14 protein-coding genes are annotated in these 12,664 nt (G+C 63.9%); 7 read left to right on the forward strand and 7 right to left on the reverse strand.

The genetic code is table 11. The features are described from left to right. Window positions 1-2 precede the first annotated feature (2 nt). Window positions 3-587: a gamma carbonic anhydrase family protein gene (locus K7W03_RS04950; RefSeq protein ID WP_066563047.1), complete on the forward strand. Its 585-nt coding sequence runs from the start codon at window positions 3-5 to the stop codon at window positions 585-587. Between the two features lie 10 nt (window positions 588-597). Beyond that, window positions 598-1,197 (forward strand): malonic semialdehyde reductase, encoded by a 600-nt coding sequence (locus K7W03_RS04955; protein ID WP_102999832.1) that lies wholly within the window; start codon window positions 598-600, stop codon window positions 1,195-1,197. Between the two features lie 44 nt (window positions 1,198-1,241). Here the strand turns inward: K7W03_RS04955 and K7W03_RS04960 are convergent, their stop codons facing one another. From K7W03_RS04960 to K7W03_RS04970, 3 genes are all read right to left on the reverse strand, one after another. Beyond that, window positions 1,242-2,465, reverse strand: a complete 1,224-nt coding sequence (locus tag K7W03_RS04960) for a cytochrome P450 (RefSeq protein WP_102999831.1) — start codon at window positions 2,463-2,465, stop codon at window positions 1,242-1,244. 80 nt (window positions 2,466-2,545) lie between these two features. Then, entirely contained in the window at window positions 2,546-3,709 is a 1,164-nt protein-coding gene (locus K7W03_RS04965) for an acyl-CoA dehydrogenase family protein (RefSeq protein ID WP_102999830.1), read from the reverse strand. A gap of 2 nt (window positions 3,710-3,711) precedes the next feature. Beyond that, window positions 3,712-4,353, reverse strand: coding sequence for a GntR family transcriptional regulator (locus tag K7W03_RS04970; protein WP_319024296.1), 642 nt, complete (start codon window positions 4,351-4,353; stop codon window positions 3,712-3,714). A gap of 277 nt (window positions 4,354-4,630) precedes the next feature. On the opposite strand from K7W03_RS04970, the gene K7W03_RS04975 reads away from it, so the two are divergent. Beyond that, complete coding sequence (locus K7W03_RS04975) at window positions 4,631-4,987, forward strand: hypothetical protein (protein ID WP_066563057.1); 357 nt, start codon at window positions 4,631-4,633, stop codon at window positions 4,985-4,987. Between the two features lie 178 nt (window positions 4,988-5,165). Here K7W03_RS04975 and K7W03_RS04980 read toward each other — a convergent pair whose 3' ends face one another. Genes K7W03_RS04980 through K7W03_RS04990 form a run of 3 tightly spaced genes read right to left on the reverse strand, consistent with a single transcriptional unit; the run spans window position 5,166 to window position 7,517 of the window. Beyond that, entirely contained in the window at window positions 5,166-5,873 is a 708-nt protein-coding gene (locus K7W03_RS04980; RefSeq protein WP_102999828.1) for a TetR/AcrR family transcriptional regulator, read from the reverse strand. 7 nt (window positions 5,874-5,880) lie between these two features. Next, a complete protein-coding gene (locus K7W03_RS04985; protein ID WP_102999827.1) occupies window positions 5,881-6,246 on the reverse strand; it encodes a hypothetical protein in 366 nt (121 codons plus the stop codon). Window positions 6,247-6,266: 20 nt separating this feature from the next. Further along, entirely contained in the window at window positions 6,267-7,517 is a 1,251-nt protein-coding gene (locus K7W03_RS04990; RefSeq protein WP_226869706.1) for an acyl-CoA dehydrogenase family protein, read from the reverse strand. A 226-nt stretch (window positions 7,518-7,743) separates the two neighbouring features. On the opposite strand from K7W03_RS04990, the gene K7W03_RS04995 reads away from it, so the two are divergent. From K7W03_RS04995 to K7W03_RS05010, 4 genes are read left to right on the forward strand one after another with little or no spacing between them, the layout of a single operon-like run. Beyond that, window positions 7,744-8,580, forward strand: a complete 837-nt coding sequence (locus K7W03_RS04995) for an SDR family NAD(P)-dependent oxidoreductase (protein ID WP_066563066.1) — start codon at window positions 7,744-7,746, stop codon at window positions 8,578-8,580. A 26-nt stretch (window positions 8,581-8,606) separates the two neighbouring features. Next, window positions 8,607-10,184, forward strand: coding sequence for a phytoene desaturase family protein (locus K7W03_RS05000; protein WP_066563924.1), 1,578 nt, complete (start codon window positions 8,607-8,609; stop codon window positions 10,182-10,184). 12 nt (window positions 10,185-10,196) lie between these two features. Next, a complete protein-coding gene (locus K7W03_RS05005) occupies window positions 10,197-11,291 on the forward strand; it encodes a phosphotransferase (RefSeq protein ID WP_222885729.1) in 1,095 nt (364 codons plus the stop codon). A gap of 15 nt (window positions 11,292-11,306) precedes the next feature. Beyond that, window positions 11,307-12,449 (forward strand): epoxide hydrolase family protein, encoded by a 1,143-nt coding sequence (locus K7W03_RS05010; RefSeq protein ID WP_222885730.1) that lies wholly within the window; start codon window positions 11,307-11,309, stop codon window positions 12,447-12,449. Window positions 12,450-12,479: 30 nt separating this feature from the next. Here K7W03_RS05010 and K7W03_RS05015 read toward each other — a convergent pair. Then, the coding region (locus K7W03_RS05015) for a hypothetical protein (RefSeq protein ID WP_222885731.1) at window positions 12,480-12,664 on the reverse strand (185 nt) is incomplete at its 5' end.

The raw sequence follows: 12,664 nt of genomic DNA on the forward strand, positions 1-12,664 counted from the left end.
GCATGGGAAGCCCCGCTTATATCGACCCCACCGTCCGCATCTTCGGCGATGTGCGGCTGGGCGACGATTGCAGCCTCTGGCCCTATGCCGTCGTCCGTTCCGAACGAGCGCATGTATCGATCGGGCGCTGCGCCAGCGTGCAGGACCATGCGATGGTCCATATCGGATGGGATGATCCCACGATCATCGGCGACTATTGCACTATCGGTCATGGCGCAGTGGTCCATGGCTGCATCATCGAACCCGCCTGCCTGATCGGCATAGGCGCGACCATCATGGAACGGTGCGTCATAGGGCGCGGCTCGATCATTGCCGGACACAGCTTCCTGCCGCCCGACAGCGTGATCCCGCCGCATTCGCTCGTCATGGGTACGCCCGGCCGCGTGGTGCGCCGCATCGACAAGCTGCGCGCGAACATCGTCGACGCGCTGCTCTATCGGGACAATGGGCGCGCCTATGCCACAGGCGGCCATCGCATCTGGGAAAATGCCGACATGGCGAAGCTGGGTGAAGAGGCCGACGCAATCCTTGCGCAGGACGCTGCGGGCTGGAATGACCGGGGCATCGCCCAATCCAACGCAAAATAAGAGAGCGATCATGCCCGACACGCCCGTCTTGACCGAAGATGCCATGCTGGACCTGCTGTTCCGTGACGCCCGCACCCATAATCAATGGAGCGACCGGCCCGTCACCGCTGAGACTGTCCGAACCCTCTACAACCTCGCCAAATGGGGACCGACGACCGCGAACAGCAATCCCGGCCGCTTCGTCTTCCTGCGCTCCACCGCCGCCAAGGCTCGCCTGAAACCCCATCTGAGCGCGGGCAATGTCGACAAGGTGATGCAGGCGCCCTGCACCGTGATTATCGCGGGCGACACCCGATTTTACGAATTTTACGGCAAGCTTTTCCCGTCGCGTGACATGCGCAGCACGTTCGAGGGCAAGGACGCGCTGATCGCGGACACGGTGGCGCGTTCCTCGACGCTTCAGGGCGCTTATCTCATCATGGCAGCACGGGCGCTCGGGCTCGATTGCGGCCCGATGTCGGGCTTCGATCAGGCGGGCACCGACGCGGAATTTTTCCCGGACGGCCGGTGGAAAAGCAATTTCCTGTGCAATATCGGCTATGGCGATCCGGCAGGACTCTATTCCCGCAACCCCCGGCTTGATTTCGAAGAGGCCTGCCTCGACCTATGATGCGGGGTGAGGCGTCCGCCACAAGGCGAACGCCCTCCCATTTTTCAGCTTGCGGGCGTCCACACCAGCGGCAGTGCGACCGGCTGGATCATCCCCAAATGGCATTCCACCTGATGGCCGGGTGCGATGCGGAAGTCGGGAATGCGCGAGAGAAATTCCTCCATCGCGATCCGCAGCTCGCGCCGCGCCAGATGCATGCCCACACAGGTATGGATGCCGAAACCGAAACCGACATGACGCGGCCGCCGGTCGAGCCGGACCTCGGCAGGCGCGTCGAACTCGGCCGGATCGCGGCCGGCGAGCGTGGTGGACATCGCCACCTTGTCGCCGGGCATGAAGCGGATGCCCGCCACTTCCGTCTCCTTCTTGCAGGTTCTAAAAGTGGTCACCGCGCCATAGGCCCGCATCAGCTCGTCTATGGCGTGCGGAATTTCCGACGGATTGGCGCGCAGATAGGCCTGATCCTCCGCATGGCTACCCAGATGCCGGAAGTGCAGGCCCATATTGGTCGAAACCGTATCCAGCCCGCCAATGAACAGATTGAACATGAAGCCCAGCAGTTCATCGTCGGTCAGCGCCCGGCCATCGATCCGCCCCTGCACACCGAAGCTGATGAGGTCATTGCGTGGGTTGGCTCGCCTGTCCTCGATCTCCCCACCCAGATAGGCAAGCACGCTGCGCGTCGCCTCGGCAATCTTGGACAGGTCGTGATTGTGGAGCAGGTTCATTTCCCACTCCATGAACTCGCTCACCCGGTCGTGCGGCAGGCCCATCAGTTCCATGAACACCTTGATCGGAAATTCAAAGGCGAATTCGCTCATGAATTCGCACTGGCCGCGTAGGGCGAAGGCGTCGATATATTCCACCGCATAGTGCCGGATCTTGTCTTCCAGCGCCGCCATCGCCTTGGGCGTGAAGGCAGGATTGACCATCTGGCGAAAGGGGCCATGGGCGGGCGGATCGAGCTCCGCTGGGGAATTGATCCAGTTGCCCCCCACCAGCTTGGAGAAAGGCGAAAAGTCGGTCGAGGAAAAATGATCGGTGTCGAGATAAATTTCGCGCAGATGCGCCATGCGCCGCGGCACCCAGGCGCCGGTTCCGCCGGGATAGGCGTGGGCGGCATAGATGATGTCAGGCCCCTCATGCACCTGCATCGCCAGATCGTCGAACGGGTCCTTTGCCGTCGTCATGCCGAAGATGAAGGGAAAATCCTTGCTCACCAGCTCGGGCGGCACATGATCGGGAATCGGCTGCTCCGGAAACATCATCGCACTTACTCTCCTTATATTTTTTGCCGGGAATTTCGGGTGGACATTGGGACACCGTCCACCCGCCAGGCACCTGTCTTTCAGAAGGATCGCGGCAGGCCGAGGCTCTCCGCAATGCCATTGCGCACCATTTCGTTGGTGATGGGGCCAATGCGCCACAGGCGGCTGTCGCGCCAGTAGCGCTGCATGTCGGTTTCCGCCGAATAGCCCATGCCGCCCAATATCTGGATGCCCATATCGGCTGCGGCATTGGCGTTTTCGGACGCCATGAGCTTGAGCATATTGGCCTCGACGCCGACATTCTCGCCCCGGCTCTGCTTGTCGGCGCAGTAATGCAGCATCAGTTCGGTCGTCTGCTGCATGGTCGCGATGTCGGCGATATAATGTTGCAAGCTCTGGAACCGGCCGATGATCCCGCCAAAGGCCTTGCGCTGCTTCATATAGTCGAGCGCGTCTTCCAGCACGCCGTCGATGACGCCCAGGCAGAAGGCGCCTACCATGATGCGCTCATTATTGAGAGTCGGCAGCAGCATGTACCAGGCCTTGTCCGGCTCGCCCAGAACATGCTCGTCCGCGACGAACGCATCCTCGAAATGAACGGAGCAGCTGCCCATCGATCGCATGCCAAGCTTGGCCAGCGGCGTGATCTTCACGCCTTGCGTCTTCGTCGGCACCCAGAAGAGAGTCAGGCCCTGATGCTTCTTCTCGACGGTCCTGTCGCTGCGCGCGATCACCAACAGATAGTCGGCGACATGCGCGGAGGAAGACCAGATCTTCTCGCCATTGAGCTTCCACCCGCCATCGACCCGGTCGGCGGTGGTGGCCATCGCACCCAGCAGGTCCGTGCCGCCGCCCGGCTCGGTAAAGGCGATCGCGGCCTTCAACTGGCCCGTCGCGATCAGCGGCAGATATTTCGCTTTCTGTTCGGCCGACCCGTAAAGCCCGATGGATTTGGACCCGGCAAAGCTGGTGATGCCCCATATCCACGCCAGACCACCCAGCGATCGGGCCAGTTCCCGCGCCAGCAGCATCTGCATGACGATGTCGCCGCCCTGCCCGTCATAGTCTTCCGATATGCCGACGCCGTGGAACCCCGCTTCGGTAAACTTGTCCCACAGTGCAAAAGGATAGTGGTGCTCGTCCTTTTCCAGCGCGCGCGCCCATTCCTTGGGCACTTCCTTGTCCACCCACCGGCGCACCATGTCCCGGAAGGAACGATATTCTTCGGGCAGTTCGAAATCCATTGTCAGTCCTTTTGGTGTTGATCTTGATCGCCGCCCGGCACGGCATCGCTATCGCACAGGGCGATCAGACGCGCCGCCATCCGGTCGAGGCAGGCCAGCACGCCGTCCCGATCGCCCGCCATGAACGCCTGCAATATTGCCTCATGCTGGCGCAGACCGCTTTCGCGGAGAGTTGCAATGCCGTGCAGGAAAATGAAGCGGGCGATCAACCCGCGCCGGTCCAGCGTCGAGCGCAACAGTTCGCGGCTCTCCGAGGCCTTGATGAAAATGGTATGGAAATCGAGGCCGGCCATGACCGCGGCCATATATTCGCCGCTCTCCACTGCCGCCCGATAGCGCGCGATCGCCCGCTCCAGTGCTACGATCTCCGCCGCGCCGATACGGGGCATGCCCCAGCCATAACCCAGCCGCCACAGTTCGGCCTGCACGCGGATCAGGTCCCGGGTCACGTCAGGGTCGATCGGTGTCGCCCGCTTCAGCCGGTGCGTTTCGACCTCGACCAGCCCCTCCGAGGCCAGCGTGCCCAGCGCCTCCCGAATGGGTGTCGCGCTCACATTCAGGTCCTGCGCCAGTGCCATTTCCCGCAGCAGAGCGCCGGGCGGAATGACGCCGGACACGATCCTCGATCGCAGCACCGCCGCCACGGCCTGACGCCGCGTCGCCGGGGACTGTAAAGTCTCGGCCGAATCGTGCCGATCCGGGGTCAAACCCCAATAGGGTTCGGAATATATGTCCTGCGATTCCATATTCTATAGAATGGAGCAGCGCGGAGCGGTCCGTTCCTCTCCAAGGATAGGGTGTCGTTGGGCCGGGCGCCTGTAGAGCGGCATGATGAAATGCCCCAGATGCAAAACGCCGCAGGAAGGTTATGGAGGGTGGTGCCGCGCATGCGGCCATGCCGGCGGTAACATTCGTCGCGCGATGCTGTGGACGCTGCTGCCCACAGCAATGATCGCGGTCATATTGCTCGTCCGGATCGGCTATGCCGAAATGACGCGGCAGGGCAGCAGCCGCAACATCTACAGCAACGCCATCGAAACCCAGAGTGCGACCGGCCGGAGCGCGGCCTTCGCCAAGCTCATGCATGATGCGGGACAGACATGCACGCGCACGTCCAAGGCTCTGTTCAGGGGCGATATCGGTCCCAATGCCGCCTGGGCGCTGCGGTGCGAGGATAGCGGCGACTGGCTGATCCTGATCGCTTCCAACGGCGCGACGCGCGTGGCCAGTTGCGGTCCGCTGGACAAGGCCGGGACGCCTTGCTGGACCCGGCTCTAGGGCCAATCGACATTCAGATGATGACGTGCCGAAAATGGTGGTTTTTCGTGACCCTTGGAACGAGTCACGTGCCTCGCTTCAACCATTTGCAGGCCGTCAGGGCTGAATGTCGATTGGCCCTAGGGCATCGGCCACTCCTGGAGCCAATTCCTCTCCGATTGCATTCGGGGTCCGTCGGTCAGCCCAGCCCCTCCCCACTCCGCCACCAGCCAAGGCGAGGCGCGGCCTGTATCATCACATCCCATGCCCGCACGCTTGCCGCTTCGATGGCGGCGGGGTCTGCACGAAGCCCGGCGAAGGTGCGTTCAATCATCTCGTCAATATAGGCGCGTGGCTCGACCGACCGGAGCATCAGGCGCCGCCGCGCCTCGATCGTCATGCCGACGATCAGGTCCACCGCCACGTCGAGCGACCGGAACGTCATCTGCCCGCCATTCCGCGCGGCATCCAGCGCGTCGCGCACCAGCAGGTCGAACATGCTCGCCCGCGCGAAATAATCGACATAGTCGACGCGGCAGGTAAAACCGCCCCAGCGCGGATCATGCCAGGCCCGCGCCATCGCCATGGCCGCGCCGCCGACCGCCCGGACCAGCGGGTCCGTCACATCGTCGAACAGCCTGCGGAAATCAGCGATCAGGTCCGCCGTCATCCGCTCGCCCAGTTCATTCACCGCAGCGTCAAGGGAGTCGAAATATTTGTAGAAACTGCCGCGCGACACGTCCGCGGCGCGGATCACGTCGTCGATCACCAGACTGCCGCTGCCCTGCCCCGGCTGATACAGGTCGAGCACGGCGTCCAGCAACCGCTCACGCATCCGTGCACGCCTGATTGCCGCCGCCGCCGTGCGCGGATCGACAGCGGGGGAAACAGGCACGGCGTCGGTCATCGCCTCCCTATTGCATCGGGTGGAAATAGCGCGCAAGCAGGCTGCCATCCTCGCCGAATATATAATGTTCGATGCTGTGCACGCTGACAGGATGCCCGTTATAGTCGCCTTCATTGCGGACATAGATGACCGCTTCGTTGCCGCTCACCTTCACATCCTCGACGATCAGCTTCCATCCGACATATTGCCCGCACAGCGCCTCCAGCTTGTCCCAGCCTTCCTGCACCGGGCCGGTGGCCGGGTCCTGCACCTTGAAGCCGCCCGGCGCGATCGCGCGGAACGCCGCAATGAAATCGTCAATACGGCCCTCGCTGAACAGGTCGGCCTGGGTCTTCAGGAATGTTGCGATTTCCTGCGCGGTCGGTTGTGCCATGATATTATGTCCTTCTCCTGTCATTTCGGTTCCGCCCAGACCGGGGCCGGCGTGATGTCGGGCAGCAGGGCGATATTGGACGGAAGGCCCGTGATCGCCCGGCCATAAAGCTCCAGCGAAAGCTGCCCGTTCAGCGCATTGTGGCGGGTGCCGACGCTCAGGTCGCGCCACATCCGCTGCAAGGGGCTGGAAAGGGCAAAGGCGCCCGGCCCGGCGACATCCATCAGCCGGTTGCCCGCCGCGCGCAGCAATTCCATCGCATAGCCGCAATCGGCCTGGAGCTGCGCCTTGTCAAAGCCCGTGAGCACGCGGCGTTGCGCGGTTTCGTCCAGCATCCCGGCGGCCCGGCGCACATGCAGCCAGGCCGAATCGATCTCCATCGCCGCGCGGCCGGTCATGCCGACCAAGGCCTCCGAACCGCTCTGCCCGGCATAGGTCCAGCCCACCACCTGCCGCTTGGGCATCGCCTGCACCACACCTTCGAGCAGCGCCGTCGCCGCGCCCAGCATCGGCGCGAGCACGCCGAGGGGAAATAGCGGCTCCATTGGCCAGCGGTCGCGCGGCTCCAGCCCCTCCATCGCCAGGATCGCCTCCGCGGGCGGCCTGCGCGACGACCAGAGGATCAGTTCCTCCGGCACGAACAAATCCTGCGCGACAATCATGTTGCTGCCGGAGCCGGCCATGCCCGCGACATGCCAGTTGTCCTCGATCGAACAGGCCGCATCGCGCAGGTCCAGAAACGCCAGAGCCTGTTCGGCGCCCCGATCCGTATCGATCATGACGCCGTTCAGCGCCCAGTCGGCGTGAAGGCATCCCGATCCATAGCCCCAACGCCCCGAGACGCGATAGCCGCCCGGCACCGCGACCGCTTTGCCCGAAGGCGCGGAGGCGCTGCAAAACAGTTCCTCGCCGGTTCGGAACAGCCGCCCCGTCATGGTCGGCGGCAGTGCGAGCGCGGTCCCGGTGATCCCCGACAAAAGACCATAGGCCCAGGCGGTGCCGACGCAGCCTTTGGCCAGTTCGGCCACGGTCTCGATATGGGTGGTCAGCCTGTGTCCGGGGCCGCCCGCGCGCTGGGGCGCCGTGATATGGAACAGGCCGGACGCGCGCAACGCCGCCATCACCGGCGGAACGATCCGCCGCTCGCGTTCGCAGGCGGCGGCATGGTCCTCCAGCAAGGACCGCAGCGATGCGGCGATGCCCACGGGATCAGCGACGAAGGCCACAGGCCGCTTGTCCGCCATGCGCTTTTCCACTGCTTCAGATCGCATCCGAATCACCTCCTCTCATTAGCATTTTCATTTAATGACGTTTTTGTCATTATACGACAAGCACCCCTCCGACATTCTTTTGCCATGTGCCTCCCCATGGGCCGTTTCATTCCGATTTGATGCGGCCCTGCCTCCCGATAGGCTGTCGCGGGGCGCTCCTCTTCTAGGGTCCGCGCAATCGCCGACAGCGCCGATAAGGCCGGCACCAAGAGAGGACTTGCACGCGATGCGTAAAATCGACCTTCCGCCCTTCGACCGCGCCGCTTTCGCCGAAAAATACGGTCCCTGGGCCGTCATCGCCGGCGCTTCCGAAGGGACCGGCGCCTGCTATGCGGAACAGCTCGCCGCCATGGGCATCCATCTGGTACTCGTCTCACGCCGGCAGGAGGCGCTCGATGCGCTGGGCCAACGGCTGGCGGCCGAACATGGCATCGAATATCGGGCCATCACCGCCGACCTCACCGAACAGGGCATGGGCAGCCGACTGGTCGAGGCGACCGCCGATCTCGACATCGGCCTCTATATTTCCAATGCCGGCGCCGACGGCGCGGGCAACAGCTTCCTGGGCGCACCGGTCGATCGCTCGTTGCGGCTGCTGACGATGAACGCCGCCAATGTGCTGGAGGCGGTCCATGGTTTTGGCAATCGCTTCCTGAAGCGCGGCAAGGGCGGCCTCGTCGTCATGTCATCCGGCGCGGGCCTTGGCGGGCAGCCCTGGCTTGTCATGTATTCCGCAACCAAGGCTTTCGAACTCAATTTCGTCGAATCGCTCTGGGCGGAACTGGACGGGCAGAATGTCGACATCGTCGGCATGGCCGCGCCGATCATGGACACGCCGACCCTGCGCCGCGCCACCGAGGGGCTGGGGATGGATTATTCCATTGCCTATGATCCCGCCGAGGTCTGCGCTCTTGCCCTCGCCAGCCTCGGCAAGGAACCGCTGGTGATCGTGCCCGATGGTCCGGATGAGGGGAAAATCCCGCAGATCCAGGCCGATCGCAAGACCCGCCTCGTTGCGCTGGCCGAATGGGGCAAGGCCTATACCGCCGCCGCGAAGGGCTGACCGGGCACGAAGAAGGGGAACAGGAAATGACGGATCAGGTCGACGTCGTCGTCATCGGCGCAGGGCATAATGGCATGGCCGCCGCCGGATATCTGGCGAAGGCAGGCAAGAAGGTCGTCGTGGTCGAGCGCCTGGCCAAGGTCGGCGGCATGACCAGTTCGGGCTATATGATTCCCGAAGCTCCGGAGCATATGGTGACGCCCTGCGCCGTCGAACTGCTGTTCGCGCGCAAATCCGGCATCATTGAGGACTTCGACCTGCACAAATACGGCCTGCGCACTGTCGATCCCGATCCGACCTACGCCTATCTCCATCCCGACGGCAGCTCCATCGCGCTTTTCTACGACTATCATCGCACGGCCGAGGATATTACGCGCATCAACCGCAATGACGGCAAGGCCTATCTGGAGTTCATGAAGACACTGAACGTCATGATGGACATTGGCTTTCCGCTCATGATGGCCGAGCCGGGGCGGCCGGACGTCAGAAATCTCTCCAAGATGATCGGCAGCGCGGTCCGCAATGTCCGGTTGAAGGACGAGCTGATCGCCATGTCGAAGGCGACGGCCGACCAGATCGCGTGCGAGCGGTTCGAGCATCCGGCAACGATCGCCCTGCTGCTCGGCATCGCGGCAGGGGCTGGCCCCGTCGACGATGACGGCAATGCCGCCGCCTATATGATCTTCGCCGTCACCCATAAATATGGCACCGGCAAGCCGATCGGGAGCCTGCAATCCTTCTCCGACGCGCTCGCGCGCAGCATCGAGGCTTCGGGCGCGACGATCGAACTCAATGCGCCCGTCGCCGAGATCATCGTCGATGACGGCGCGGCAAAGGGCGTGCGGCTGGAGGACGGTCGGGTCATCCGCGCCAAAATGGTGATCGCGACCTGCGATCCCCGCACGGCCATGCGCCTCACGACGCCCGGCGGCGTGCCGCGTGCGCTGACACAGCGGATCGAACATGCCCCGGCGAACCGGTCGAACGCCGCGCCCTTCCTCGCCAACATCGCCATGTCGGGTCCGCTCAGCCTCAAGAAGCATCAGGACCTGCGCCATGATGACGCCGATCTCAACAAGGCGGTCGGCCTGATCGGCACACCGGAGGAAGTGCGCCAATCCTTCGCCATGGCGCGGCGCGGCGACATTCCCGACCGGCATGCCATGTCGCTCAGCCCGCTGTCCAATTCCGATCCGACGCAGGCGCCTCCCGGCGGCTCGCTCGCCTATGTCTACCTGCCGGGCGTGGCCGTGGATGCGCGGGAAGGCTGGTCGCCCACGCTCAAGGACAGGACCATGGCCTCTGTCATCAGCCATCTGGGTGAATTTTACGACGGTCTGGACACGGAGGTCGGCCGCTTCGTCGAGACCGCGCGGGAACGCGAAACGCGCCTCAACGTCACCAATGGCTGCGTGACCCATATCGACTTCGGCGCGCTGCGCTCGGGCGTCCATCGCCCTGCCACCGGCTTTGGCGGCCCCAAGCCGCCTTTCCCCGGCTTCCTGATCGGTGGCGCGGGCGCGCATCCGGGCGGCGGCGTATCGGGCATTGCCGGGCGGATCGCAGCCAACCGGGCGCTGCGCGAACTCAAGAAAATCAGATAAGGAACTTCCCGCATGTCGAGCATGCCCAATCCGGTCGGCATTCCCGCCCATCTGGACGATGTGACAGCGCAATGGCTGACGCAGATCATGCAGCCGCGCTATCCCGGCATCGTGGTCGAGGGGATGGAGGAGGTGTTCCTCCGCAACAGCCACACCACCAAATATCAGGTGAGACTGACCCTCAACGATGTCGGCAAGGCGGCGGGCATTCCCGAAAATGTCTGCCTCAAGGCCAATTGGGCGCAGTTCGACAGTCAGGGCATCTGCCGCCTCGAAGCCCGTTTCTATGAGGATTTTCGCCGCCACGTCGCCTTCCCCGCCCCGCGATCCTATTTCGAGGCATGGGACCCGCGCCCCGACAGCGGTCAGGGACTGGTCGTGATGGAGGATCTGTCCATTGAGGGCGGCCATTTCGGCATCAGCACCGACCATATGGGCGTGGAGGAAGCGGCGCGCGCGGTCGCCAGCCTCGCCCGCATTCATGGCGCCTTCTGGGACAGCCCCGTCCTTCACGCGGCTGACTGGCTGCCCGTCTCCATGGCGACGCCGGTGGACACGCAGCAACTGACCATGATGTACGGCTTTGCCGAGCAGAACCATGCCAAGCCTGACTATCAGGCCTTCCTGCCGGGCTGGATCAAGGGCGATCTCTCCCGCCTGCATCACGTCTACAACGCCCTGATCGATTTCGCGCGGACCAAGGAACAGGGGCCATGGTGCCTCGTCCATGGCGACAGCCATCAGGGCAACAGCTATGTCCGCCCCGATGGCGAGCGCGTTTGGCTCGACTGGCAGCTCGTCCGCAAGGGACGGCCGATCCGCGACTTCACCTATTTCGTGCTGGGCGCCCTCACGATCGAGGAACGGCGCGCCCATGACCGGGAACTGCTACGCCACTATCGCCGCTGCCTGGTCGACACGGGGGCGCTCGGCGTGCCGGACGACGACACGCTGTGGGAATATTATCGCCGCTGGCCGCCCTATGCGATGCAGGCGTGGATCGCGAACATGGACGAATGGGGCCAGAAGGGCACGCATATCGTCGAGCGCATCTTCGTGGCGGGCGAGGATCTGGGCACCGTCGCGGCGCTCGGCATCCAGTTTTGACGAGGAGATGATCGGATGACCGCCGCCATCACGGCCTTCCGCGCCGATGTTCCGCAGGAGGCTTTGGACGATCTGCGTCACCGGTTGCGCCGCACCCGCTGGCCCGAGACGCAGACGGTCAGCGACTGGAGTCAGGGCGTTCCACTCGCGGCGCTGCGCGATCTGTGCGCCTATTGGGCGGAGGGCTATGACTGGCGGCGGTGCGAAAGGACGCTCAATGCCCTGCCCCAGTTCACAACCCAGATAGGCGGTCTTTCGATCCATTTCATCCATGTGCGCAGCCCCCGGCCGGATGCGCTGCCGCTGATCCTGACCCATGGCTGGCCGGGATCGGTGCTGGAGTTTCTGAAGGTGATCGGACCACTGACCGATCCCGCCGCCCATGGCGCGCCGGATGCCCCGGCCTTCCACGTCGTCATACCCTCCCTGCCCGGCTACGGCTTTTCGGACAAGCCAATGGCCACCGGCTGGGGCGTCGAGACAATCGCGGATGGCTGGATTCAGCTCATGCGCCGGCTGGGCTATGACCGCTTCGTCGCGCAGGGTGGCGACTGGGGCGCGGCGGTCACGACCGCCATCGCCATGGCGGCGCCGCCGGAATGCATCGGCGTCCATCTCAACATGCCGCTCGTCTTTCCGGTGGAAAGCGACTTTGCCGATCTGACCCCCGCCGAGGCCAAAACGGTCGAGCGGATGCAATATTATCAGGATCATGATTCCGGCTACGCCAAATTGCAGGGCACCCGCCCGCAGACGATCGGCTATGGCCTTGCCGATTCACCCGTCGCGCAGGCCGCCTGGATCTACGAGAAGTTCCAGGCGTGGACCGACAATCAGGGCGTGCCGGAGGATGCCCTGAGGCAGGACGAAATGCTGGACGTGATCAGCCTCTACTGGTTCACCAACAGCGGCGCCTCATCGGCGCGGCTTTATTGGGAAAGCGCCAGTGCGTTTCAGGCCCGAAAACTGGACCTTCCGGTGGGCGTGAGCATCTTTGCGCAGGAAATCTTCCGTCCATCGCGTCGCTGGGCGGAACGCAGCTACCCGCGTCTGATTCACTGGAACGAACTGGATGCCGGCGGCCATTTCGCGGCCTTCGAGCAGCCGGCGCTTTTCGTCGAAGAATTGCGGACCTGTTTCGGCGCGATGCAAGGCTGACGCCCCCACGCAACGGCGGCTCCAATCGACCTACCGCCCGGCAGGCTCGATTTCCGTTCGGGCGACCAAAATCGCCTCTGCACCAGGATCATGCCGGATGACTGCATCGATGCAGAGCTGCGGCACGGTCCCCAAGAGAGAGGACATTGCATGAGCGAGCCTGCCGTCGCCCCCGTTGCCGTCATCGACCGGCATCTTGTCCCCCGTCCCTATCC

Source organism: Sphingobium sp. PNB, assembly GCF_019873065.1.
Classification (GTDB): Bacteria; Pseudomonadota; Alphaproteobacteria; order Sphingomonadales; family Sphingomonadaceae; genus Sphingobium; species Sphingobium fuliginis.